A 23,883-nucleotide genomic window follows, 5' to 3' on the forward strand; every position below is an offset into this window, starting at 1 on the left:
GGCTTTTGGCAAGGGAAAAATCAGGAGCAGGAAAGGATGTGAGACAGGAATGAATCAGTATCGGACGGATCTGGCCATCGAGTGTCAGGAAATTCTGGATGAAAGTGCCGGGATCCAGATGGAAAAAATCGAATACAACGGAGGGATCCGCGTTACCAGGATCAAGATCATTTCGCAGGAAGCTGCAAAGAAAATGGGAAAGCCGGTCGGAAGCTATATTACTCTGGAAGCAGATGGTGTTCTGGAAGAAGAGGACGGTATCAAAGAAAAAACCGCAAAGGCAGTGGCGGGAGAACTGGGACAGCTCCTGCGTGTGGATTATACATTGAAAGTCCTTGTGGCAGGACTTGGAAACAGCCTGGTGACACCGGATCGTCTGGGGCCTGAGACGGCTGCAAAAGTACGGGTGACACGACATCTCTTCGTGATCTTCGATGCGGACGGCGACGAGGAAATGTCCAATGTCAGCTGCATCATTCCCGGAGTTACAGGTTCCACTGGTATGGAGACGGCAGAAGTGATCAAAAAAGCGGCGGAGATCGTAAAGCCGGATGTAGTCATCGTCATCGATTCTCTGGCAGCGCGGGATATCGACAGAGTCAGCACGACGATCCAGCTGACGGACACGGGGATCCAGCCGGGAAGCGGCATGGGCAACCACCGAGCCGGCATCAATGAAGAGAACATTGGGGTCCCTGTGCTTGCGATCGGCGTTCCCACGGTCATAGATATCAAGACGATCCTGCGGGATGCGCTGGAAGAAAATCTGGACAGTGCGGAAGCAGTAGAGAAGTATTTAAGCGATTATGACAGACAGATGATCGTTACTTCGACGGATATCGATATCCTTGTAAAAGATTTTTCTGATATTATTGCGGACGGCATCAATAAAACCCTTCATCCCGGCATATATTCCTAGAAGAAACGTATGGAGGACAACTATGAAGAACAGAAACCGTGTCTTTGCAGCTGGTGCGCTGCTTGTATTTTTACTTTCCACGTTGTTTTTCTGGAAAATCAATCCGGCGTCGGCGCTGACGGAGGCCTGGATAGATGAAGCGGAGCTGGGGCAGATGTGCATCCGGCAGGTGATCCCTTCGGCGGGCAAGCTGGAGACTGCAGAAAATACGGAGACGAACGATGGGCAGGACAATAAGTTAGCTGCGGATAAAGCCGACTCTGATGCTGCAAAGGAGGACAAATCGGATCAAGAAGAGGAAAAGACGGAGGATGTCAAGGTGTCCGGCGATCCGCAGGTGATCATCTACCATACGCACAGTACAGAATCCTATATGCCGTATAAGGAAAGCAATTATCATCGGGAAGCAGAAGAAGGGACGGTGCGCGACGTAGGTAATGTTCTTGAGACGGAGCTGAAAAAAAGAGGGATCAACGTGATCCACGACAAGACCATCCACGACCGGCCGTCCTACACGGCATCATATGGGCGTTCCAGGGAGACTATCAAGGCTCTGATGCAGAAGTATCCTACTGCAAAGTATGTTATCGATCTTCATCGGGATGCAGCGGCAGCGTCCAGTACGGAAGGGAAAAAAATGAAGATCGGAAATACTGATGTCGCTAAATTCAGCCTGGTAGTAGGTCGCGGCAATCAGAATTATACGGAACTTTATGCCTTTGCGAAAAAAGTCAGCCAGACAGCGGAAAGCCTTCATAAGGGCTTTGGCGGACCTATCATCGAAAAGGAATACCGGTTCAACGAATTCGTCAGCAATCAGGCTATCCTGCTGGAAGTGGGGAACAATAAAAATACCATAGAAGAAGCGAGAGCCTGTGCTAAAAACTTTGCAGAAGTCCTGGCAAAGATCATCCTGGGCAAGTAGAGAGCACAGCTCTGGAAAGGAATCGCAATGAGAAGCAACAGGTATCAGCAGCAGAAAAAGGAACAAAAAATAAGATGTGTGAGAGCCGTTTTTGCATGGATCGTGGTGTTCCTTATCTTTTTTGCAGGAACGGGAGGAGTCCTTTTTGTGGATAATGTCTGTCTTGAAACTACCAGACAGGGCGGAAATTTAACGATGCATATGGAAAAATAATTGAAAAACACCGAGGTTTCCAGTAAAATATTCTTATGACACAATCAAAAAAGTCATGCAGAATCAGTGCACGGCTTTTTTGTGTAGCAATAAATAAGAAGAAATCACACGAGAGGCAGACATGAAAGATTATCAGAAATACATTAGAAACTTCAGTATCATCGCACATATCGATCACGGGAAATCGACTCTGGCAGACCGGATCATTGAAAAGACAGGCCTGGTTTCCAAGAGGGAAATGCGTGAGCAGTTCCTGGACAATATGGAGCTGGAACGGGAGCGTGGAATCACCATCAAGCTGCAGACGACGCGACTTATCTTCCATTCAAAAGATGGAAACGAATATATTTTTAACCTGATCGACACGCCGGGACATGTGGATTTTACTTATGAAGTTTCCCGAAGCCTGGCTGCTTGTGAGGGCGCTGTTCTCGTGGTGGATGCGACTCAGGGCGTGGAAGCGCAGACGCTGGCAAACGTGTATCTGGCTATGGATGAAGATCTGGAGATCATGCCGGTCCTCAACAAGATCGATTTACCATCGGCCAGACCGGAGGAAATCAAACAGGAAATAGAGGATGTGATAGGCGTTGACGCAGAGGATGCGCCGCTGGTTTCTGCAAAAGAGGGGATCGGCGTAGAAGAATTGCTGGAACGGATCGTGACAGATATCCCGGCTCCGCAGGGAGATGAACACGGGAAACTGAAAGCGTTGATTTTTGACTCATATTACGACAACTATAAAGGCGTCGTCATTTATACAAGAGTGTTTGACGGTACGGTCAAAGAGGGCGATATCATCCGCCTGATGAATACGGATAAAAAATACGAGGTCACCGAGGTTGGAGTGTATTCTCCAGGTCCAGTGGAATGCAAGTCCCTGAGAGCCGGCGAGGTAGGATATATCTGTGCCAGCATCAAGAAAGTTTCTGATGCAAGGGTCGGTGATACCATCACTATCGACAGTGACCCTACAGAAGAGGCGCTGCCGGGTTACAAAAAAGTACAGCCGATGGTATACTGCGGGATCTATCCGGCGGAGGGCGAGAAGTACGAAAATGTCAAGGATGCGCTGGAAAAGCTGCAGGTCAATGATGCGGCATTCCATTTTGAACCGGAAACATCTACAGCGCTGGGCTTCGGATTCCGGTGTGGATTCCTGGGGCTGCTTCATATGGAAATCATCGTGGAACGTCTGGAGCGGGAATTTGATCTGGCAGTGGTCACTACATCGCCGAGCGTTATCTATAAGGTTGTCATGAACGACGGCAGCATTGAGATGGTGCAGAATCCGTCCAACCTGCCGGATCTGACTTTGATCGACCACATCGAGGAACCGATGGTAAAGGCCGATATCATGGTGCCGAAGGAATATGTGGGCAATATTATGGAAATCTGTCAGGAACGTCGTGGCAAGATGCTTCATATGGAATATATCACGGAAAACAGAGTCAATCTCCATTATGAAATGCCTTTGAACGAGGTTATTTATGATTTCTTCGATGCATTGAAATCCAAGACTCGCGGCTATGGTTCGCTGGATTACGAGTTCGTTCGGTATGAACCGTCTAAAGTAGTAAAGCTGGATATTCTTCTCAACAAGGATCTGGTAGATGCTTTCTCTATGATCGTCCATGAATCCAAAGCGTATTCCAGAGGAAGATTCGTATGTTCCAAGCTGAAGGAGATCATCCCGATGCATCAGTTCGAGGTGCCGATTCAGGCTTCCATCGGACAGAAGGTCATTGCCCGCGAGACGGTGCGCGCATACAGAAAAGATGTTATTGCAAAGTGTTACGGAGGAGATATTTCGAGAAAGAAAAAGCTGCTGGAAAAGCAGAAGGAAGGGAAAAAGCGAATGCGTCAGTTCGGCAAGGTAGAGGTGCCGCAGGAGGCATTTACTGCGGTATTGAAATATGATGACAACAAATAAACTTGGGTTGTATCTTCATGTCCCGTTTTGTGCGAGAAAATGCAGGTACTGTGATTTTCTGTCCTTTGGATGCAGCGACAGCAAGGTGCTTTCAGAGTACTCACAGGCATTGATCCGGGAAATCCGGATCCGTTCCAAGGACTGGTGTTTCCGCGATGTGGATACGGTGTACATAGGAGGAGGGACGCCTTCTTTGATGTCCGCATGGGATATGGGAAAAATCATGGATGCTCTGCGTGAGAACTTTAATATTGTAAAGGACGCGGAGATCACCATAGAAGGCAACCCGGCAACTCTTTCTGATGAGAAGATGGAACGCTATCTGCGTAAGGGGATCAACCGGCTCAGTCTGGGTGTGCAGTCCTTTGAGAACGATGTGCTCCAGTACCTGGGCAGGATCCATAACAAAAATGATGCTTTTACGTCGTTTCAGCGTGCCAAGAAAGCGGGATTTTCCAATATCAATATGGATATCATGTTCGCTATCCCGGGGCAGTCGATGAAAATGTGGAAGGATACCGTTCGGCAGTGCATTTTCTTAAAGCCTGCTCACATTTCGCTGTATAGTCTTCAGATCGAAGAAGGCACGGAGTTTTATGAACTGTACAAGGACGGCAAGATGGAAGCTGTTCCAGAGATCCAGGATAGAGAGATGTATCATCAGGCGCTGGCCATGATGAAGGAAGCAGGATATAAGCATTATGAGATTTCCAACGCAGCGCTTCCGGGGTTTGAGAGCAGGCATAATCTGAAATACTGGTCCTATGCAGAATACCTGGGCCTGGGACTGGGAGCCAGCTCCTTTGCTGGCGGAAGCCGGTTTAAAAACACAAGCAGAATGCATGAGTATCTGACTGCGATCCGGGAACATGTGCCGCCGGTGGATCAGGAGAGCATCGAAAATTATTCACAGCGTGAAGAAATGGGGATTTTCGTATTCACAGGTCTTCGCAAGGCGGAAGGATTCAGTCTGGATCATTTTCATCATGTGTTCCGAAAGGATTTCTTCGATGTATACGATGAAGATATCCTGAAAAAGTATAAAGGCCTTTTGATCTGTGCAGATGGAAGACTGTATTTGTCAGAACACGGAATGGATGTTTCGAATCGGATCATGGCAGAGTTTGTATAGTAAAAAGCAGGGAGCGAAGGATATGAAGGATAGATATATTATGGCCCTCGATCAGGGAACGACAAGCGCGAGGTGTATTCTATATGATCGTCAGGGAAAGCAGGTGAGCATCGCGCAAAAGGAATTTCGGCAGATCTATCCGCAGGCAGGCTGGGTAGAGCATGATCCGATGGATATCTGGTCAACGCAGATCGGAGTGGCGCAGGAAGCGCTTTTAAAGATCGATGCTACATATAAAAATATCGATGCCATCGGTATCACCAATCAGAGAGAAACAACAGTCGTCTGGGACCGGTATACGGGAGAGCCGATTTACAATGCGATCGTATGGCAGTGCCGGCGGACTGCGGAGTGCTGTGACAGTTTGAAAGCAAAAGGGCTGGAAGCATCGTTTCGCCGTAAGACAGGACTTTTGATCGATCCTTATTTTTCGGGAACGAAGCTGCGGTGGATCTTAGGACACGTGGATGGCGCCTGGGAGCGGGCAAAGAACGGTGATCTGTTGTTCGGAACTATTGAAACGTGGCTGATCTGGAAGCTGACGGATGGCAAAGTCCATGTCACGGACTATTCCAACGCTTCGCGGACGATGATGTTCAATATCCATGATCTCAAGTGGGACGAAGATATCCTGAAAGAACTGGGAATACCGGTCTGTATGCTGCCGGAGGTCCGGCCGTCCAGTGAAGTGTACGGTGAAAGCAGCCCGTTATTATTTGGTGGGCCTATCACGATTTCCGGAGCGGCAGGAGATCAGCAGGCGGCTCTGTTTGGTCAAACATGTTTCGAAAAGGGAGAAGCTAAGAATACATACGGAACCGGCGGATTTATGCTGGTCAACACAGGAGATGAACCAGTGGACTCTCGCAATGGACTGATCACGACCATCGCATGGGGTGTGGGAAATAAGGTGCAGTATGCACTGGAAGGATCTGTATTTATTTCCGGAGCTACGATACAATGGCTGCGTGATGAACTGAAGATTTTAGATAATGCGGCAGAATCAGAGAAGCATGCACGAATGGTGGAAGATACAGCAGGTGCTTATGTAGTGCCGGCTTTCACAGGACTTGGAGCACCGTACTGGGATTCTTATGCGAGAGGTGCGATCATGGGACTGACGAGGGGAGTCAATAAGAATCATATAATAAGAGCTGCACTGGAATCTATGGCGTACCAGACCAATGATCTGATGGCTGCCATGGAAGAAGATATGGGTCATCCTTTGCAGAAATTCAAGGTGGACGGTGGCGCTAGCGCAAATAATTTTCTGCTGGAGTTTCAGGCTGGTATCATGAATATGCCAGTGTACCGGCCGCAGTGTATCGAGACGACGTCACTTGGTGCCGCTTATCTGGCAGGACTGGCGACAGATTACTGGAAAAATAGAGACGATATTTTATCGAACTGGCAGATCGACAGGATCTTCAAGCCGGATATGGATCAAAGAAAGAGAGCGGAACTGCTGGACGGCTGGCACAAAGCTGTGCGCTGCACGTTTGGATGGGCCAGATAGCAGCAGGCGGTCACGCTTTTGCGAGAACGATAAGCAGGGAGCCTTTTTCCAACGAGAGAAAGGCTTCTTTTTGTTTGAATTCATTGCTCACCCCCAGAGGGAACGTGCGTGTGAGTGTATGGTTTTGAAGTGGGTATTTAACGCCTTTTGCAGTGAGCCCCTGGACGGTTTCAGAAAGAGAAAAAAGTGACAGATAGCAGTCTTTTTCCTGGGGGATCGTGATGCTTTTCTGAGTGCCCTTTGCATTGAGAACGAAACAACGGTTCTGACCGTCATGCATCGAAAGAGAGCGGAACTGTTCGGCATAACAGGAGAGCAGCTGCAGATTGGCAACCGTATGATCCAGCCTGCCCCCTATGCCACCCCAGATCTCCACATGCGAAGCTTTTTTCTCAATGGCTGTATGGATCGCAAGTTCCAGATCGGTATAGTCTTTTTCCGGAGGAAACGTTTTTAGCGGGAGCTCTTTCGGGATCCGGGACTGAATGGAGTCGAGGTCTCCAAGAAGCAGGTGAGGAGTGATCCCGGCCTGTTTTGCCAGATCGAATCCGCCATCGGTACAGATGATATATGGATCTTTCATCTGTGTAAGAGCCTGTTTCATATCGAACGGGGCATCGACATAAGAAGTTATGATTATGATATTTTCTGTAGAATGAGCCATGGAAATACCTGCCTTGTAAAATCACTGGAAATGCTTGTTAAATCAACGGTAGTACCGTTATTGTACCTCTTGAAAAAGCAGTTAGCAAGCGATATAATAAATCTGACCGAAAAAGTGTCTTTAATGTGTTTCAAATAGTATGATAGATAGGAGCAGAGCATGAAAACATTCAGAGTAGTACCGCAGATCAGTTGTTGTGATACTTTCCGTGAATTTGCAGATCATTTCCAGGTGGGAAATGGTGATATTCTGGTGACAAACCGGAGAAGATATGAGAAGTACGTGAAGCCGGCCGGAGTTGCGATCCCGGTATTGTTTCGTGAAGACTACGGCAAGGGTGAGCCGACCGATGAGATGATCGATGCCATGGGAAGGGATATGGAGCAGTATGATGCCAAACGGATCATTGCCTTTGGCGGCGGCACAATCGTGGATATGTGCAAAGTGCTCGCGCTGGATCTCCCGGAGCACTCGCAGATGTTGTTTACAGGAGATGCGGCTCCAAAGAAAATACGGGAATTGATCATTATTCCGACTACGTGCGGTACGGGATCTGAAGTTACTAACGTGACTATTTCCGAGCTGAAATCTCTGCACGTAAAAAAAGGACTGGCTGCGGAGGAAACTTATGCGGATCATGCAGTATTGATCCCGGAATCCTTGCAGGATCTGCCGGATTACGTATTTGCGACAAGTTCCATCGATGCGCTGATCCATTCTCTGGAAAGTTTTCTTTCTCCGAAAGCGTCGTCCTTTAGTGAGATGTATTCCTTAAAGGCGATGGAGATCATTATGGGCGGATATAAAACGATCCTGGAACGAGGCGGAAACAGTGCTGAAAACCGGGAAGATCTGTTGCAGGAGTTCGGTCTGGCTGCAACATATGCAGGGATCGCTTTTGGTAATGCAGGATGTGGTGCGGTACACGCACTGTCCTATTCCATCGGAGCGGCGTTCCATGTTCCTCACGGAGAAGCTAATTATCAGTTTTTCACGGAAGTATTCAAGACGTACATGAAGAGAGAACCAGAAGGAAGGATCGATCGGATCAATAGCGTGATGGCTGATATTTTGGGCTGTGAAAAAGAGAACGTTTATGAGGAGATCGAGAAGGTCCTGGATCAGCTGATCCCTCGTAAACCGCTGAGGGAATACGGCATGACGGAGGAGCAGATCGACACATTTACGGATTCTACACTGGAAAATCAGCAGCGTTTGCTGGCTAATAATTATGTTTCGCTGGATCGGAGCGAGATCCATGAAATATTTGCGAAGCTGCGGTAAATATGTTAAAATTATAAGATATTGAAAACTAAGTTTGAAAGAGGTATATTATGCAGCAAAATTTTTACGGGAACAATATTATTATTACCGACCCGAGCAGTAATCTGAGGGCTCTGGGACGGAATGCGCTCGCCGGGAAATGGCAAAGTGCTATTATTGCGGTGATCGTATATACATTGTGTGTGCAGCTTCCGCCTGCGATCCTAAATACGTTGTTTGGGATCGATATGGGAGAACTGTACAGCATGAATATGGGTTATTCGTATAATGTAGGCGTGGATAGTTACAGCACTGTTTATAACTCTATGCCGGCATATTCACCGCTGAGCGGGATCTATTCTCTGCTGGTGACGGGTGCTATGGATCTGGGGCTCACGCTGTTCTTCCTGGCAATGTTCCGCAGGCAGATCGTTGGGATCGGAGATGTATTCCTGGGGTTTGAAAGATACGGCAAGGCGCTGGGGCTGTTCTTGTTCCAGGGACTGTTTATCGTACTGTGGTCGCTGCTGTTCATCGTTCCGGGAATCATTGCAGCTATTCGATACAGCCAGGCGTTCTTTATCCTGGCCGATGATCCGAACAAGGGCATTCGTCAGTGCATGGATGAAAGTAAGATGATGATGCGTGGAAACAAGGCTAAGTATTTTTGTCTGAGCCTGTCCTTTATTGGATGGGGAATCCTGGCATCGATTCCGGCAGGGGTACTGAGCGGGATTTCGGAGGCTCTGTATCTGTCTGGCTTTATGACCGTGCTGTTTGACATCGTCGGAGCTCTTTGTATGGCTCCGGTCATCGCATATATTTATTCGACGCAGGCCGGGTTTTATGAGATCCTGGCAGGTCATCTGATCAAGGAGACGCAGCCGGCTCCGATCGATCCAGAAGCCATTCCGGCAGCAATGCGTCAGCCGCAGGCACCGGTAAATCCAGTACCGCCGCAGCCGCAGGCACCGGTAAATCAGGTACCGCCGCAGCCGCAGGCACCGGCAAATCCAGTACCACCGCAGCCACAAGCACCGGTAAATCCGGTTCCGCCGCAGCCGCAGGCACCGGTAAATCCGGTACCGCCGCAGCCACAGGCACCGGCAAATCCAGTACCGCCACAGCCGCAGGCACCGGCAAATCCGGTTCCGCTGCAGCCACAGGCACCGGTAGATCCGATTCCGCAGGAAGTGCCGCCACAGCCTCCGGTACAGCCTCAAGATCCGGAGGATAAGCAGTAGCAGACTCTGGCAGACAATTTAAAGACCGTAAAGATATGTTAAAATTCGCGCCGTTTGCAATCAGGCAGACGGCGCGTTTGTGGTTTATCTAAAAAAAGAGAGGGACATGAAAGAAAAACTAATGCGAAAACTGCCATTAGATCATATAATGGGCAGTTGTGAGAAAAACAGCGGGTTAAAGAGAAGTCTTGGAGCTTTTGAATTGACCATGCTGGGAGTAGGAGTCATTATAGGCTCCGGATTATTCGTTATTACTGGGGTGGCAGCTGCTGACCGTGCAGGTCCCGGACTGATCCTTTCCTTTATCCTGGCAGGTCTGGCATGTGCCTGTGCAGCGCTCTGCTATGCAGAACTGGCCTCAGCCATTCCAGTATCAGGAAGTTCCTATACATTTGCTTATGTAGGGCTTGGAGAAATTTTCGGCTGGTTTATCGGCTGGTGTATCACCTTGGAATATGTAGTCGCTATGTCAGCTATTGCAGTAGGCTGGTCCGCTTACGCCGTGAATATTCTGGAACTGATGGAGATCCATTTACCGGAGAAGCTGATCACAGACTTTTCCAGCGGCGGTATCATGAATCTGCCGGCCATCATCATTATTTCGATCATGGCAATGCTGCAGCTTTGGGGAACGAAAGAAAGTGCGAGGCTGAACAATATCCTGGTATTTGTAAAACTGGGAGTGATCCTGCTGTTCATAATCCTTGTAGCGAAGCACGTGGATCCATCGAATTACACACCATTTCTGCCATATGGCTGGAGCGGTGTATTTTCAGGAGCAGCGATCGTTTTCTTCGCATATCTGGGGTTTGACGCGATCGCAAATTCTGCAGAAGAGGTCAGAGATCCGCAAAAAAATATGCCAAAGGGTATCATCGGTTCTCTTGTCGTTGCTACGACCCTGTATATCATCGTAACACTGATGCTGACCGGTGTTGCCAAGTACTCTGTGTATTCCGGAGTAGCAGCCCCGGTAGCCCATGCGCTCAATGAAGTCGGGATCCGATGGGGATCTGCACTGGTATCAGTAGGTGCGATCGCAGGTCTGACTACTGGAGTCCTGGTGCTTTTAGGCAGTGAATCACGCCTGATCTACTCTATGTCGCGAGATGGTCTTCTGCCAAGATCCTTCTCAAAAGTCAGCAGACGTGGTGTTCCAAATCAGGCGGTCATCTGTGTCTGGATCATAGGCGTTATCCTGGCAGGAGTCCTTCCGATCGGGACGATCGCCGAACTTTGTAATATCGGTACGCTGTGGGCATTTTTCTTTGTATCGGTAACTGTTATCGTGCTGCGTAAAATGCACCCGGAAATGCCAAGAGCCTTTAAAGTCCCGGCTGTTCCGGCGATACCTTTGATTTCCATGGCACTCTGCATCTTCCTTGTGATCCAGCTGGATACCATGACATGGATTGCATTCGTCCTGTGGACTATCGCAGGGATGGCGATCTACTTCGCATATGGCGTCAAGCACAGCAAAGCATCGGAACATATAGCAAAGCAATAAACAGAATACTGCTTACTGACAAGCAAAGCCAATCGAAAAGGGAACGAATCACGATACAGTGAAACGTTCCCTTTTTTTCTTATGTTATTTGAATATCCTCCAGATCTCCCGTGAGAGAATCCAGTACCTTGTATTTTTTTTCATCCAGCTCAGTATTGTAAAATTCGAACAAATACAGCGGCTTGTACATTCGTTCTGTCACGTATTCTTCTAAAACAGGTGGTGCGTTGAGGTTGCGGAATTTGCGGAATATGCCTGTTTTATTGTATTCCCAGGATTTCCGCAAAGCTTCTTCCTCAGTCAGTTTATCCTGCAAAATGCACGCCTCAGCGACGTCCTGCGGTTCACAGGAAGGAAGCATTGCCAGCTTGCCGGGTGTCATGGCGATCTCATCAAATCCTGCGTAATACCCTGCGTATCGGGTTGTTTTACGTGTAGCCTGCAGTGCGATGCGAAGCTGAAAGATCCAGCACAGGCTGTAGAGAGTAGTCACATATCGCACTGTGATCGTATCTTTTAATTTCTTTGATTTTGCCATGCGTTTCAGAAACATATCCGGTGTATAGCGAAGTCCCTTTAGTACCTTGATCTCAGCCATTTACGCATTCTCCAAAACTGCCCGGAACTGATCCGCACTCATCTGGATCCCAGCAGAAACCGTAGAAGGTTTAGTACCATCAGAGCTTTCAGCAACAGCCTTTGCAGGAGATACAGCTTCAGAACCAGCATCTGCCGGATCAAAGCTCTTTGCATAATAAAAGAGATCCAGAACTTCCTGAGGTGGTTTTTTCGTCAGCTTGCTGGCGATGATATAGGCTGCGGTAGCCAGAACCAGAGCTGCGAAAAATGTGTGGATATTTGTGATCTCCTGCAGCAGGTAGTACCAGCCGAACCCCGTAACAGATCCAACGAGCATGGCCGCGATGGCTCCGCCTTTCGTAGCGTTTTTCCAGTAAAGGCCGCCGATGATACATGGAATAAATGCCGGCGAAAGAACAGACCATGCGATCCATGTCAGCTGATATACGCCACCCAGAGAACTGGATCCGTGTGCCAGAGCTGTGATCCATGGTCCCATGGATCTGCCGCCGACGAACCAGTCTTCAGAATTTTTTACTTTTTTTGCAGCCCAAAGCCCTACGGCCATGATCACTGCAATGTGAAGATCGCCGTAACGGGGAACTTTTGCAGCAAGGGGATCCCTTATGCGAAACAGGAGATCACGGATCCTCAGAGAGTACTGACGATCCTTATGCGCCCGGAGGGAGCAGACCGGCCTCTCAGCGTGAAAACGGACAGGCCGGTACCAAAAGCTCTGCTGAAAGAATGTGCGAAAGCGGTCTACAGTACTCATCCGAAGCTTCCGGTGAAGTACGGTGATGTGCTGATCGAAAACTTGTGTGGGACTGGTGCGAAGGTCATCGCGACTGCGGACATGAAAGCATAGCCGGAGACTTTGCAGAAAATAGAATAGACAGATGAGACAAATTCCCGAAGTGGCAGATGCATTTTGGGAATTTTGTTGTTTTGAGACAAATGTAAACTGCACAGAAAAAGGGCGAGATGATAGAATAACAGAAACGAATCGTATTACTGGCTGAGATGACAGGGGGAGTGAATGTATGCAATATGAAGAATTTGTCTTGAGACAGTTGAAACGAAATGAGAAAATTTACAGTGTCTGTATGAAGGTGTTCCTGGTCTTTATGATTGTGTTTGTCCTGGCGCTGATCGGGATCCTGATCGGAGGTCTGGGGATAGAGATGACGATTTTTGATGTGATCCTGATGCTGATTATCGCGGTGGAATATCCGACCTTTAAGAAGCTGAAAGACTAGGCGAATTTCGCCAGTGCAGAGATAGAGGCAGCGCTGGTCACGACGGGATTCCGGATCCCGGAAGATTATACGGACAGGACGAAGAAGATCCGAAGCAAGATCGAACAGGAACCGAAGAAACTGATGATATCGGCTGTTTCGATCGGTATTCTGGCTTTGACCTGCTTTGGAGGAATGGGGATGATTTTATGGGCCTGTTCATTTTCCGGATTTGAGGATTTTAATGCGTGGTACGCCACCAGCGTCGGTGTGTTTGGTATGATCGGGATCATTCTGGTAGTGCTGATGATCCTGTATTTGAAGGATTACGGGGCGGCGAAAAAGCTGCAGCAGTATAAATAGAGGAGGAAGATGATGAAAAAAATAGTAAGCATAGTGGCGGTTTTGATGTTGCTGGCGGTATCGCTGACGCTGGCCGGATGCGGCACGAAACAGAATCAGAAGACCGATTCGGATTACGAAGCTTATGACGACTACGCCTATTATCAGGCGAATGGAGATCTGAAGTATTCTCTGGATACGAAAGATGGATTGAAGATGCATTGCTTCTTCCAGGAGGGCTCGCCGGAATATATAGAAGAGATCTATACCATTGATCTGATGACTGCTGACAAACAGGATAACATGCTGACGGTCCACAACGTGACCGATGGAAGCGGCAATGATATTTCCAGTCAGTTCAAGAGTCTGACATACACTTTTGAAGAGGATCAGGTGATCATGAACGTGCAGCGCGATGAATCTACGCTGGCCGGCGGTGAGAGCAGCAGCGTGATGAGCGGGGAATATGTTTTTAAAGAAGCATCTGCAAAGAGTGGGGCATCGGCTTCTTCTGGAAGTTCGGATGCGGCAGGTTCCAGTTACAACACGGATGAGCTGGCGCGGGTAGCACAGGATTACTACCGGGCACAGAACGGATACTGTCCACCGGAATATAATGTGACGGATAACGGCAACGGAACTTACACGATACAGTTATATGAAACAGTAGATAATGGTGATGGCACTTATCATACGGCGACGTCGGCATGGTATACGGTAAACGCCAGCGGTGTTGGAACCAATGACACGACGGGAGAGTCAGTGAATCTGATGCAGTAAAAACACAATTTGAAAGGAAGACAAGAGCATGCGTTGTTCTTGTCTTTTTTTGCATGAAATCTTGCTGGATCCGGCAGACACGTCATGCTGTTTTAGGGAATATGCTACATTAGGGGTTTTGTAACCCTTGTAAAATCTTTTGAGAAAAGAGGAAAATGGCATGACGAATATTCCGAATATCGGTAAAGATACCATTGCCCGAACTGTTGCGGCAGCTCTGGCACTGTTGAATTCTGCATTAGTGATGGCGGGGAAAGCTCCGTTAAATCTGGATGAGAGCGGACTGTATGAAGCCGTCTCGATCCTGGCCGCGGCATCGACTACCGTCTGGGCCTGGTGGAAGGATAACGATATCCGCAAGACTACGCGGCTTGCGAAACTGCAGGTAGAGGCTTTGCAGGAGGAAGAACTGAGGAAGCTGGAAGCGGAACGCGGCGGTCTGGATCCGGATCCTGGTGCAGAAGAAGCTGCGGACTTGAGCTAGGAGGTGATCGGTATGGCACAGATCAGCAGATACCCGGCGAAGGTCATGAACATCACTCAGAGCTATAAGGGCAGTTACAGTCACAGTAAAAATTACAATGGCTCGCCGCGGGATTATCCGATCGATGAGGCATGCGCAGATGCCGGGAGAAGTTATTTTTATGCGCCGTTTGACTGTGTTGTGAAGCGGATCTATGGTGTGGGAAGCAAAGGTGTCAATACCATCTGGATCCAGTCTACAGCTCCTGTGCAGACACCGGCTTTTAAGGATCATGTAACGGTGATGGTGATCCATCCTAACGATGATACACTCAGAAGGCTGCGGGTCGGACAGCTGTTTCGCAAGGGGACGGCTATGTTTCTGGAAGGAACGGATGGCAGGGCTACAGGCAATCATTTTCACATCAGCTGCGGCAGAGGGAGGCTTCGCGGCAACGGCTGGCGGAAAAATTCTCTGGGGAAATTCGTGATCGACGTCTCAGGGGGAGCTGTACCGCCGGAGAAGGTTTTTTATGTGGATACGTCGTTTACGTCGGTAAGGCAGACGAAAGGGCTGGGGTTTCGGCGGATCACGGGAGGAACTGCGGGTTCTTCAGGGCCTTCGGGAGCTTCTGGCGGAGACTCGGCGAGCAGCTCTGGCATTGGGAGAGTCTATAAAGTGGGGAGGACGGTGACGCTGCAGGTTAATTTGAATGTCAGGAGCGGACCGGGGACGAATTATACCCGCAAGAGGCGATCACAGCTGACGGCGAATGGTAAAAAACACGCTCTGAACGGAGTTTATGCCGTGTATCGCAAAGGTACCCGCGTAACGATCATGGCGGTGCGCAGCATAGGTGCGGACGTATGGATCAAGACGCCGAGCGGCTGGATCTGCGGGAAAAAAGGAAGGCGCATTTATGTGAAATAGGAGGTGGATCATGACGTCTGAAATCATCGTAGCTGTCATCGCGGCTCTGGGCGGTCTTTCCGGCTCCGTCATAGGTATGGTCAGGTCGTCCCGCCTGGTGAATTACCGGATCGATCAGCTGGAAAAGAAGGTGGATGCCTACGAAAAAGCCAAGGATCACCTCTGCGGACTGGAAGAAAAAGTGGAAGCATTGCAGGAACAGGTACGCGCGCTGAATGCCGGGATCGAGAGGATAGAGAAGTAGGAGGAAGAAGGAACGGAAATAAACGAAAACCGTCAAGTCGGGGACTTGGCGGTTTTCTAAAACCTTCACTTCTCGAAATACTTTGAGCAGAGAAACAATTCGGTATTTCCAATTCCAGAGTTACGATTTAAAAATGAATCGAAACAAATCATATGTGCAATCCAAAATTGCATCAAACGCGTGATTTTTGGATACAATTAAGGGACTCTTGTTAGACTAAAGGGGGGATTTTTAAAATATCTGTTAGTAGATAGATGATTAAATACGAAAAAATCCAAACTCACAACCTGTTGATATTGCTTGCTCCTGAAGAGCAAGAGAAAAAATATTCTGAATATATAGAATATAAAGGCATGTATTTTGCGTTTTTTAGTAGTGGAATCGTTATTAATGTGTTAAAGTATATCGAAAGAAAGGAGTCAAATAATGGAACAAGGATTTCGAACTGAAAGGATTCCAATGAAAACAAAGTTTGGGTATAGTATGGGTACCATGGGAGACGTCATCGCATTCAACTTCTTCTATGCGTACTTTATTTACTACCTGACAGACTTCGCAGGATTGCCGCCAGTAATGGCAGGCATCATTTCTATGATTACGGTCTGGTTTGATGCAATCACGGATCCAATCATCGGTGGATTGTCCGACAGAAGCAAAAATCCGAAGGGACGTCGTGGACCGTTCCTCATTTATGGCGCGATTCTGGAATACATCACACTAATCTTGATGTACACGGTCATGCCAATCGACAGTGTTGCATTCAAGTTTGTATGGTATCTGATCATCGGCTGTAGCTTCTGGCTTGGTTATACGCTTTTCGTCATTCCGTTCCTTGCGCTGGGTGCTGAGTTGACACAGGATTACGAGGAAAGAAATGCACTGAGTACGTTCCGCGGGATTTTTATCTATGTCGCTTCGTGGTTCGGTACTGCAGGTCCTATGGTCGTCATCGCTTTTGTAGAGAGAGCAGGGATCGGCGAGAAGTGGGCATGGACCATCGGCGCCGTCGTTTTCGGAGCGATCGCATTGATCGGAGCGATCATATGCCGAGTCACAATCAACGGCAAGGAACTGATCGCAGGGGATTCGAATATGAAACGGGAATCAATCGGACGGATTCTGATAAGTTATTTCGGAATGCTCAGGTACAAAGCTTATCGATTCTATATCTACATGGTCTTCGTTTTCTGCATCGCATATACGATGGAGCAGGGATCGTTGGTCTATCTGATGGGCAATAAATTGGGGCTGAGCGCAGGATTGCAATCTTCGTACTGGACCTTCTTTGCGGTCTTTAGTATTGTGCTCCTGCCATTGATCAACAGAGTGTGCAATAAGTATGGCAAGCTAAAAGGGTCAGCTTTCTTCTATTTGATTGCAACCTTGGGGATGTTTGTTTGTTACTTTACGCAGATCCCGAATTATACGATTCTGATCGTCCACTGTTTCTGCTTCTGCATCGCGAATTCGGTATACTGGACCATCGGATACTCAATGATGTTCGATACCGCTGAAGTCATGGAGTTCAAGACTGGAACCCGTGATGAGGGTAAGGTTACAGGAATGGGGTCTTTCGCACAGAAGCTCGCATCCTCATTCGGAGCATGGGGACTTGGTATGCTTCTCGCATTCTTTCACTATGATGCGAACGCTGCTGTACAGGCACCGGAGACTATGTCCGGATTCGTGAAGATTGCAGCACTCTTCCCGGGAATCCTGCTGATCCTGACCGCAGTCATTTGCATTTTCAATCCACTTTCCAGAGAGAAATTTAATCTGCTTATGGAAAAACTGGCCAAGAAGAGAGCCGGAGAAGAAGTCACGGATGAAGGAATCGAGAATCTGTTCTGATCAAGCAGCACTTAGATAAAAAGAGGAGGTAACAGAATGAGCAACAAAGCATATCCATACATTCCGAATTCTGCACCACAGATCAAAAAGGAAATGATGGAATTTGTAAATGTGAAAGACGAAATGGAATTATATGAAGAGATCCCGGAGCATCTGAGATATCAGGGACTTTTAGATTTACCGTCGGCTCTTGGCGATGAACAATCGGTACGCCGACACGTGAACCGGATCTTAGCGAAGAATAAAACAGCGGAGGAGTACAGCATGTTTCTTGGCGGAGGATGTGCCTATCACTATACTCCTGCCGTCTGCGATGAGATTGCCGGAAGAGGAGAACTCATATCTTGCTATGGTCAAGGAGCATACAGTGACCATGGCAAGAACCAGATCTTTTTCGAAGCACAGACTATGATTTGCATGCTTTTGGGAATGGAGTTCACAGCTCAGACTTGTCATGATGGTGCACAGGCAGCGGCGACAGCAGTCAGCATGGCGAATAGGATCACAGGCAGGAAGAAGATCCTTCTTCCTGCAAACATGAATCCGCAGATTCTCTCAACAGTGAAGAACTATTGCTACTCCGTACAGGAAGAGCAGAGACTGGATCTGGTGATGGTCAACTATGACAGCAAGACAGGAATGGTAGATCTTGAAGATCTGAAGAATAAGCTGGACGACACTGTTGCAGGTGTTTACTTAGAGAATCCGAATTACCTAGGTCAGTTGGAAGCAGACGCCCCACAGATTGGACAGCTTGCAAAGGCTGCAGATGCGGAGTTCATCGTGAACGCAAATCCACTCTCTTTGGGCGTGATTGAGGCTCCGGCTAACTATGGGGCAACGATTGCAATCTGTGATCTGCATGATTTAGGCTGTCATCTTAGCTCGGGTGGTTCTCAGTCGGGGATCATCGCCACACCGGACGACATGGAACACATGTCCGAAACGAAGGATCTGGCCTTCGGTATGGTGGACACCATCAAAGAAGGCGAGTATGGATTCACGTTGAATCTGTACGAGCGCACCCACTATGCGATTCGTGAGAAAGGAAAAGAATTCACGGGAACCCAGAGCAATTACTGGTTCACTACGCGGCAACGTATTTGACACTTCTGGGACCAGAAGGGATGAAGGAAGTTGCAGACACGATCATGACGAATGCACTGTATGGAGCACAGAAGATCGGCGAGCTCCCGGGTGTGAGCATTCGGTTCGAGGGGTCGTTCTTTGAGGAATTCGTCGTAGATTTCTCAGAGAGCGGCAAGACTGTTCGTGAGATTAACAGTGCATTGCTGGACAGGCAGATTTTCGGCGGACTGGATTTGTCAGAATGCTTCCCTGAACTGGGGCAGAGTGCTCTGTACTGTATTACGGAAGTCATCACGAAAGATGAAATCGATGGACTGGTAGATGCGCTTCGCGAGATCTTGCAGTAAAGGAAAGGAGGAAGATCATGCATAGAGACTATGAGAAACAGCTGAGAAACTATCATCAGGCAAAATGGAACGAAGAACTGATCTTCGATCTGAGTGTGCCGGGAGAACGTGGTGTCCTGGTAACTCCTGCAGATGCGTCTGTTATACAGGAAGTGGGATCCGGGCTTGACACCATCCCAGCATCTCTTAAAAGAAAAAAAATGCCAAACCTTCCTGAAGTCAATCAGGTTCGAGCGAATCGGCATTTCATGAGGCTGTCTCAGGAAACCCTGAGTGTCGATACGACCCCGGATTTCGAGGGAACATGCACCATGAAGTACTCCCCGAAGGTTCAAGAGCATATGGTAGCCAGAAACCCGAAGTTTACAGAGGTTCATCCTCTCCAGCCAGATGAAACAAAACAGGGTCTACTGGAGATTTACTATGAGACAGAGCAAATGTTGAAGGCAATCTCCGGCATGGATGCATTCAGCCTTCAACCGGGTGGCGGAGCGACGGCAGTATTTGCAGCTGCCTGCGTCATCCGAGCATATCATGAAAGTAGAGGCGAAGGCTACAGAGATGAGATTGTAACGACCATTTTCTCGCATCCATGTGATGCAGCGGGACCTGCAACAGCCGGATACAAAGTGATCACACTAATGATTGATCCAGAAAAGGGCTACCCATCTCTGGAGGATATGAAGGCGGCGCTTTCCGAACGGACCGCAGCAATTTTCATCACCAATCCGGAGGATACCGGGATCTATAACCCGGACATCAAAGAGTACGTGGAAGCCGCGCACGAGGTGGGCGCAATCTGCTATTATGATCAGGCAAATGCTAATGGCATGCTGGGCATCGCCCGCGCAAAGGAAGTTGGGTTTGACGCGATTCATTATAATCTTCACAAAACTTTCTCAGCACCGCATGGTGGTTTGGGTCCGGGCTGTGGAGCATTAGGCGTGATCAAAGATCTCGAGCAGTTTCTTCCGAGTCCACGGATTTTGAAAGAAGGAGAAAAGTTCGTCCTGCAGGTGAACAATCCACAGAGCATCGGACACACACGTCAGTTCTTCGGAAACTCTGCCGCAGTGCTGCGGGCATACATGTGGATTCGCACTCTTGGTGCAGAAGGTGTCAGAGAGGCTGCGATCTGTTCGGTTCTGAACAATCAGTACCTGATGAAGAAGATGGAGCAGATTCATGGCGTAGATATCTGGTATGCGAAGGGTAAGCGGAGACTGGAACAATGTCGCTACAGCTTCGAGACATTAAAAAAGGAGACTGGATTCGGTACGGATGATTTGAACCATCGGGTCATGGATTTCGGACTAGAAGAGGCATTCCTCTCACACCATCCATATATTGTGCCGGAACCATTGACGCTAGAGCCATGTGAGTCCTGTAGCCGGGATGATATCGATGAGTATGTAGGCGTCTATACAGAGATGTGCAGGGAGGCATATGAAGAACCAGAGCTTCTTCGCAATGCTCCACACAATTGTGCGATCCACAGGATGAAAGTCGAAAATACGGAGAAATGGGAAGAGCTTGGAACGACACTGATGCAATATGAGAAACGCAGAAAGGAATAACACATGAAGCGAATCGGACTGATCGTTAATCCTTATGCTGGACTCGGCGGTCGTGCAGGCTTCAAGGGAAGCGATGATGTTTCGATCCAGGAGCGTGCTCTTGAAATGGGTGTGGTGCCTGAGGCCCCGTACCGGGCACTCCTTTGCCTCAGAGAATTGGAAAGGGATGCAGACGATATTGAGATCCTGTGCGGAGCCGGAGAAATGGGTGAGGATACGGTTCGACAGACGGTGCTGCCATACCGGGTGGAAGCAAAGGCTGTTGAAGGTCGAACGACTGCGGCGGACACAAAGGAGGCTGCACGAGAACTACTCGAAAAAGGAGCGGATCTTTTACTCTTCGCCGGTGGTGATGGCACGGCCAGAGATATCATGGATGCAGTAGAAACAAAGATTCCGGTGATTGGGATTCCTGCAGGGGTTAAGATCCACTCTGCCGTTTATGCGATGAATCCTCAGAGCGCAGGCAAAGCCGCGCACAGCTTTGTGAAAGAGACCGGGGTCACCGTTGCTGAGGCTGAGGTGATGGATATCGATGAAGAACTGTTCCGCCAGGGTCAGGTGGAGGCGCGTCTTTATGGGTATTTGATGGTTCCACAGATCAAGGCGTATATGCAGGGTATGAAAGCTGGCGGGTATTCGGAGGCGGCAGGTCTCGCAGGAATCGCGATGGAAATCGTTTCCACTATGGAGAATGATGTGTGCTATGTGATCGGCCCAGGGACGACAACAAGAGGCATCATGGAGGCCATGGGACTGGAGAATACATTGCTTGGAGTAGACGTGGTATGCAACAAGGAGCAGATTGGGAAGGATTTGAATGAGCAACAGCTCGTTGAACTCCTTAATGGCAGGCTATTTCGTATCATCGTAACCATCATCGGCGGACAGGGACATGTCTTCGGACGGGGAAATCAGCAGCTTTCGCCGAGAATCCTGCAGATGGCAGGTCGGGATGGTATCACGATCGTCGCAACGCGTACTAAACTGATTGGTCTCGGAGGCAGACCGATGACAGTGGATACAGGGGATCCCGAAACGGATCAGATGCTGAGCGGTTATTATCGTGTGGTCACAGGCTATCAGGATTACATACCGTACAAAATCGTGTTATAATATTCAGCATGAGCTGATGCAGTAGTTAGCGATGGAAGGAGCAGGAGGATATGAGAGCTTTGGAATTGAGAGGAGATAAGGGCATCGACAGCATCGTGTACACGACGGAGCGTCCGATCCCCGTGCCGGAGAATGATGAGATACTGGTGCAGGTCAAGGCTGTGGGACTTAATCCCGTTGATTATCAGATCGCAGAGGGCTTCGGTGATGTCAATCTTGATGAACCGGTTGTATTAGGGCTCGATGTTGCCGGTATCGTGAAAGACATCGGTGCTTCCGTTAAAGAATTTAAACCGGGTGATCGGGTATTTTATCATGGAAATCTTGAGAAGGCAAACGGAGGGTTTGCAGAGTACGCTTGCACGACATCGCGCACAGCGTCAAAACTGCCTGAAAGCATCAATTTCGTGCAGGCTGCTGCGATTCCGTGTTCGGGTTTTACAGCCTACCAGGCCGTGATCCGAAAATTGAAGCCGGAGGTTGGTGATACGATCCTGATCCACGGTGGTGCCGGTGGTGTCGGTGGGTATGCAGTCCAGCTTGCGAAGCTACGTGGCATGTATGTGTATACTAGCTGTTCGGAATACAATTTCGAGTATGTGCGGAGTTTGGGTGCTGATGAGGCGATTGATTACAACAAGGTTGATGTTCATGAGGAGATCATGCGTAGGACTAATGGACGTGGTGTCGACTGTGTCGTTAACACGCTGAATACGTGGACGGCGACGAGAGATCTTGGGATTCTAGCCTTCGGAGGACAACTCGTTGCAATCGAAGGGCTGCCGCGGTTCGAAGAATTTACGTTCTTTGAGAAAGCAATCTCCATTCATGAAGTTGCGCTGGGTGCAGCACATATCAATGGTGATCTGAAATCTCAGAAGTTTCTTGCACAAATGGGCGATGCCTACATCTCGATGCTGCAGCAGGGAGAGATACAGCTGCCGCAGATCCAGACGGTAAGGTTGGAGGAGATTCCTTCATTTCTGAGAAGAATGAAGACTAGGCACGGGACTGGTAAGACCGTCGCAGTGCCATAAGCACTGGAATGTTCAGTGATAAGAAAGATTACCAAAAAAAACAGCGGATCCCCTTCTGAAGTGATCCACAAAAGTTAGATTTTTTTTCGAGACGGTTTCGACCGTCTCGTTTTCTTTATAGAGAAATTAGGTGCTAACAAATATCCGCTACTTGATTTCTTCACTTCTCGAAATGCTTTGATTAGACAATTTCTTTTATTTATGTTTGGGAAATGATTCCCCAGCTTGGTCAGATTAGTTAGAATTTAGTTGCAATATACTGAAATGAATAGTAAGATTAGCTTACAGAAATAAAAAACTCGCAGTAAAGCGAGTCTATTCCACAACACGTGGAGCCCATACGGGCGGTTAGAAAAATTCTTTATTTGAACCTGTAGTGTAATCTCATATGGTAGTTAATTGAGATCATCTTTATCATAATGGGGTTGCGAGTATTTGTCAATTGTTTTTTTTTGATTATTCTGGAGGTGCGTTATGGAAAAGTATTATTTAGGATTAGATATTGGAACCAATTCAGTAGGCTGGGCAGTAACAGATCCTTCTTATCGTTTGGAACGTTTTCATAAAAAAGATATGTGGGGAATCCGTCTTTTTGAACAGGCGGATACAGCAGCAGATAGACGCACCAAAAGAACCAACAGGAGAAGATTGCAGAGAAGGCATCAGCGTATCCAGCTTCTGCAGGAACTCTTTGCAGAAGAAATGGCTAAGGTTGATGATACGTTTTTTCTCCGTCTGAACGAAAGTAAGCTTCATTTGGAAGATAAATCAGTGCAGGAAAAATACCCATTATTTATTGAAAAGGGCTATACAGACATTGATTTTTATCAGGAGTATCCGACCATCTATCATCTTCGAAAAGATCTGATGGAAAGTGATCAGCCGCACGATATCCGTTTGGTGTACCTTGCGATCCACCACCTTTTAAAGTATAGAGGCTGTCTCTTATACACATCTCCGAGCCCACGAGACGG

General features: G+C 48.2%; 25 protein-coding genes. 22 read left to right on the plus strand and 3 right to left on the minus strand.

The annotated features are described in order from the left end of the window. Positions 1-49: 49 nt before the first annotated feature. From gpr to glpK, 5 genes are all read left to right on the plus strand, one after another. Positions 50-919, plus strand: a complete 870-nt coding sequence (gene gpr / locus H8876_RS08855) for a GPR endopeptidase (RefSeq protein WP_249287442.1) — start codon at positions 50-52, stop codon at positions 917-919. A 22-nt stretch (positions 920-941) separates the two neighbouring features. Beyond that, positions 942-1,844, plus strand: a complete 903-nt coding sequence (spoIIP, locus tag H8876_RS08860; protein ID WP_249287443.1) for a stage II sporulation protein P — start codon at positions 942-944, stop codon at positions 1,842-1,844. Between the two features lie 334 nt (positions 1,845-2,178). Next, the gene (gene lepA / locus H8876_RS08865) at positions 2,179-3,990 is read left to right on the plus strand and encodes a translation elongation factor 4 (RefSeq protein WP_249287444.1); all 1,812 of its coding nucleotides are present in this window, start codon (positions 2,179-2,181) and stop codon (positions 3,988-3,990) included. Beyond that, entirely contained in the window at positions 3,974-5,122 is a 1,149-nt protein-coding gene (gene hemW / locus H8876_RS08870; protein ID WP_177265826.1) for a radical SAM family heme chaperone HemW, read from the plus strand. The genes lepA and hemW overlap by 17 nt, the downstream gene beginning before the upstream one ends. Before the next feature lie 22 nt (positions 5,123-5,144). After that, the gene (gene glpK, locus H8876_RS08875; RefSeq protein ID WP_249287445.1) at positions 5,145-6,638 is read left to right on the plus strand and encodes a glycerol kinase GlpK; all 1,494 of its coding nucleotides are present in this window, start codon (positions 5,145-5,147) and stop codon (positions 6,636-6,638) included. 10 nt (positions 6,639-6,648) lie between these two features. Here glpK and H8876_RS08880 read toward each other — a convergent pair whose 3' ends face one another. After that, positions 6,649-7,302: a thiamine diphosphokinase gene (locus H8876_RS08880; protein ID WP_249287446.1), complete on the minus strand. Its 654-nt coding sequence runs from the start codon at positions 7,300-7,302 to the stop codon at positions 6,649-6,651. Between the two features lie 159 nt (positions 7,303-7,461). Between H8876_RS08880 and H8876_RS08885 the strand changes: the two genes are divergently transcribed. From H8876_RS08885 to H8876_RS08895, 3 genes are all read left to right on the plus strand, one after another. Next, positions 7,462-8,586, plus strand: coding sequence for a 4-hydroxybutyrate dehydrogenase (locus H8876_RS08885; protein ID WP_249287447.1), 1,125 nt, complete (start codon positions 7,462-7,464; stop codon positions 8,584-8,586). Positions 8,587-8,636: 50 nt separating this feature from the next. Beyond that, on the plus strand, positions 8,637-9,809 hold the full coding sequence (locus H8876_RS08890) for a DUF975 family protein (RefSeq protein ID WP_249287448.1): 1,173 nt from the start codon (positions 8,637-8,639) through the stop codon (positions 9,807-9,809). 106 nt (positions 9,810-9,915) lie between these two features. After that, the gene (locus H8876_RS08895; protein WP_249287449.1) at positions 9,916-11,316 is read left to right on the plus strand and encodes an amino acid permease; all 1,401 of its coding nucleotides are present in this window, start codon (positions 9,916-9,918) and stop codon (positions 11,314-11,316) included. 79 nt (positions 11,317-11,395) lie between these two features. Here the strand turns inward: H8876_RS08895 and H8876_RS08900 are convergent, their stop codons facing one another. Both H8876_RS08900 and H8876_RS08905 read right to left on the minus strand, forming a co-directional pair. Continuing rightward, positions 11,396-11,914, minus strand: coding sequence for a hypothetical protein (locus tag H8876_RS08900; RefSeq protein ID WP_249287450.1), 519 nt, complete (start codon positions 11,912-11,914; stop codon positions 11,396-11,398). Then, positions 11,915-12,463, minus strand: a complete 549-nt coding sequence (locus tag H8876_RS08905; protein ID WP_249287451.1) for a sodium:solute symporter family transporter — start codon at positions 12,461-12,463, stop codon at positions 11,915-11,917. Positions 12,464-12,475: 12 nt separating this feature from the next. Here H8876_RS08905 and H8876_RS08910 point away from each other — a divergent pair, with 12 nt between their 5' ends. From H8876_RS08910 to cas9, 14 genes are all read left to right on the plus strand, one after another. Further along, positions 12,476-12,763 carry a DUF1667 domain-containing protein gene (locus H8876_RS08910; protein ID WP_249287452.1) on the plus strand — a complete coding sequence of 96 codons (288 nt, stop codon included), beginning with the start codon at positions 12,476-12,478 and terminating at the stop codon, positions 12,761-12,763. Positions 12,764-12,938: 175 nt separating this feature from the next. After that, a complete protein-coding gene (locus tag H8876_RS08915) occupies positions 12,939-13,154 on the plus strand; it encodes a hypothetical protein (RefSeq protein WP_249287453.1) in 216 nt (71 codons plus the stop codon). A gap of 123 nt (positions 13,155-13,277) precedes the next feature. Next, on the plus strand, positions 13,278-13,496 hold the full coding sequence (locus H8876_RS08920) for a hypothetical protein (protein ID WP_249287454.1): 219 nt from the start codon (positions 13,278-13,280) through the stop codon (positions 13,494-13,496). Positions 13,497-13,508: 12 nt separating this feature from the next. After that, positions 13,509-14,255, plus strand: coding sequence for an LptM family lipoprotein (locus H8876_RS08925; RefSeq protein WP_249287455.1), 747 nt, complete (start codon positions 13,509-13,511; stop codon positions 14,253-14,255). Positions 14,256-14,415: 160 nt separating this feature from the next. After that, positions 14,416-14,739: a phage holin gene (locus tag H8876_RS08930; protein ID WP_249287456.1), complete on the plus strand. Its 324-nt coding sequence runs from the start codon at positions 14,416-14,418 to the stop codon at positions 14,737-14,739. Between the two features lie 12 nt (positions 14,740-14,751). Next, a complete protein-coding gene (locus H8876_RS08935) occupies positions 14,752-15,648 on the plus strand; it encodes a hypothetical protein (RefSeq protein ID WP_249287457.1) in 897 nt (298 codons plus the stop codon). A gap of 10 nt (positions 15,649-15,658) precedes the next feature. After that, positions 15,659-15,892, plus strand: coding sequence for a hypothetical protein (locus tag H8876_RS08940; protein WP_249287458.1), 234 nt, complete (start codon positions 15,659-15,661; stop codon positions 15,890-15,892). Positions 15,893-16,351: 459 nt separating this feature from the next. Continuing rightward, positions 16,352-17,743 (plus strand): MFS transporter, encoded by a 1,392-nt coding sequence (locus H8876_RS08945; RefSeq protein ID WP_249287459.1) that lies wholly within the window; start codon positions 16,352-16,354, stop codon positions 17,741-17,743. A gap of 36 nt (positions 17,744-17,779) precedes the next feature. After that, entirely contained in the window at positions 17,780-18,850 is a 1,071-nt protein-coding gene (locus tag H8876_RS08950; protein ID WP_283241795.1) for a PLP-dependent aminotransferase family protein, read from the plus strand. Positions 18,851-18,870: 20 nt separating this feature from the next. Further along, positions 18,871-19,179, plus strand: coding sequence for a PLP-dependent aminotransferase family protein (locus tag H8876_RS10190; protein ID WP_283241796.1), 309 nt, complete (start codon positions 18,871-18,873; stop codon positions 19,177-19,179). Positions 19,180-19,196: 17 nt separating this feature from the next. Next, the gene (gcvPB, locus tag H8876_RS08955; protein ID WP_249287460.1) at positions 19,197-20,756 is read left to right on the plus strand and encodes an aminomethyl-transferring glycine dehydrogenase subunit GcvPB; all 1,560 of its coding nucleotides are present in this window, start codon (positions 19,197-19,199) and stop codon (positions 20,754-20,756) included. A gap of 3 nt (positions 20,757-20,759) precedes the next feature. Next, on the plus strand, positions 20,760-21,872 hold the full coding sequence (locus tag H8876_RS08960; RefSeq protein WP_249287461.1) for an ATP-NAD kinase family protein: 1,113 nt from the start codon (positions 20,760-20,762) through the stop codon (positions 21,870-21,872). A 50-nt stretch (positions 21,873-21,922) separates the two neighbouring features. Further along, positions 21,923-22,909, plus strand: coding sequence for a zinc-binding dehydrogenase (locus tag H8876_RS08965; RefSeq protein WP_177264826.1), 987 nt, complete (start codon positions 21,923-21,925; stop codon positions 22,907-22,909). 474 nt (positions 22,910-23,383) lie between these two features. After that, positions 23,384-23,883: type II CRISPR RNA-guided endonuclease Cas9 (cas9, locus tag H8876_RS08970; RefSeq protein WP_249287462.1), on the plus strand; the 500-nt coding region annotated here is incomplete at its 3' end.

The sequence above is a fragment of the Lentihominibacter faecis genome, assembly GCF_014306095.1.
Lineage (GTDB): Bacteria > Bacillota > Clostridia > Peptostreptococcales > Anaerovoracaceae > Lentihominibacter > Lentihominibacter faecis.

What these genes read in the sequence shown, in the direction of transcription:
- H8876_RS08960 (WP_249287461.1), top strand. Translation starts at nt 20,760, where the DNA reads ATGAAGCGAATCGGACTGATCGTTAATCCTTATGCTGGACTCGGCGGT.
- H8876_RS08925 (WP_249287455.1), top strand. Translation starts at nt 13,509, where the DNA reads ATGAAAAAAATAGTAAGCATAGTGGCGGTTTTGATGTTGCTGGCGGTA.
- H8876_RS08915 (WP_249287453.1), top strand. Translation starts at nt 12,939, where the DNA reads ATGCAATATGAAGAATTTGTCTTGAGACAGTTGAAACGAAATGAGAAA.
- H8876_RS08940 (WP_249287458.1), top strand. Translation starts at nt 15,659, where the DNA reads ATGACGTCTGAAATCATCGTAGCTGTCATCGCGGCTCTGGGCGGTCTT.
- H8876_RS08950 (WP_283241795.1), top strand. Translation starts at nt 17,780, where the DNA reads ATGAGCAACAAAGCATATCCATACATTCCGAATTCTGCACCACAGATC.
- H8876_RS08880 (WP_249287446.1), bottom strand. Translation starts at nt 7,302, where the DNA reads ATGGCTCATTCTACAGAAAATATCATAATCATAACTTCTTATGTCGAT.
- H8876_RS08900 (WP_249287450.1), bottom strand. Translation starts at nt 11,914, where the DNA reads ATGGCTGAGATCAAGGTACTAAAGGGACTTCGCTATACACCGGATATG.
- H8876_RS08965 (WP_177264826.1), top strand. Translation starts at nt 21,923, where the DNA reads ATGAGAGCTTTGGAATTGAGAGGAGATAAGGGCATCGACAGCATCGTG.
- H8876_RS08935 (WP_249287457.1), top strand. Translation starts at nt 14,752, where the DNA reads ATGGCACAGATCAGCAGATACCCGGCGAAGGTCATGAACATCACTCAG.
- H8876_RS08930 (WP_249287456.1), top strand. Translation starts at nt 14,416, where the DNA reads ATGACGAATATTCCGAATATCGGTAAAGATACCATTGCCCGAACTGTT.
- H8876_RS10190 (WP_283241796.1), top strand. Translation starts at nt 18,871, where the DNA reads ATGAAGGAAGTTGCAGACACGATCATGACGAATGCACTGTATGGAGCA.
- H8876_RS08890 (WP_249287448.1), top strand. Translation starts at nt 8,637, where the DNA reads ATGCAGCAAAATTTTTACGGGAACAATATTATTATTACCGACCCGAGC.
- glpK (WP_249287445.1), top strand. Translation starts at nt 5,145, where the DNA reads ATGAAGGATAGATATATTATGGCCCTCGATCAGGGAACGACAAGCGCG.
- H8876_RS08920 (WP_249287454.1), top strand. Translation starts at nt 13,278, where the DNA reads ATGATATCGGCTGTTTCGATCGGTATTCTGGCTTTGACCTGCTTTGGA.
- lepA (WP_249287444.1), top strand. Translation starts at nt 2,179, where the DNA reads ATGAAAGATTATCAGAAATACATTAGAAACTTCAGTATCATCGCACAT.
- gpr (WP_249287442.1), top strand. Translation starts at nt 50, where the DNA reads ATGAATCAGTATCGGACGGATCTGGCCATCGAGTGTCAGGAAATTCTG.
- H8876_RS08895 (WP_249287449.1), top strand. Translation starts at nt 9,916, where the DNA reads ATGAAAGAAAAACTAATGCGAAAACTGCCATTAGATCATATAATGGGC.
- spoIIP (WP_249287443.1), top strand. Translation starts at nt 942, where the DNA reads ATGAAGAACAGAAACCGTGTCTTTGCAGCTGGTGCGCTGCTTGTATTT.
- H8876_RS08905 (WP_249287451.1), bottom strand. Translation starts at nt 12,463, where the DNA reads ATGGCCGTAGGGCTTTGGGCTGCAAAAAAAGTAAAAAATTCTGAAGAC.
- hemW (WP_177265826.1), top strand. Translation starts at nt 3,974, where the DNA reads ATGATGACAACAAATAAACTTGGGTTGTATCTTCATGTCCCGTTTTGT.
- H8876_RS08945 (WP_249287459.1), top strand. Translation starts at nt 16,352, where the DNA reads ATGAAAACAAAGTTTGGGTATAGTATGGGTACCATGGGAGACGTCATC.
- gcvPB (WP_249287460.1), top strand. Translation starts at nt 19,197, where the DNA reads ATGCATAGAGACTATGAGAAACAGCTGAGAAACTATCATCAGGCAAAA.
- H8876_RS08885 (WP_249287447.1), top strand. Translation starts at nt 7,462, where the DNA reads ATGAAAACATTCAGAGTAGTACCGCAGATCAGTTGTTGTGATACTTTC.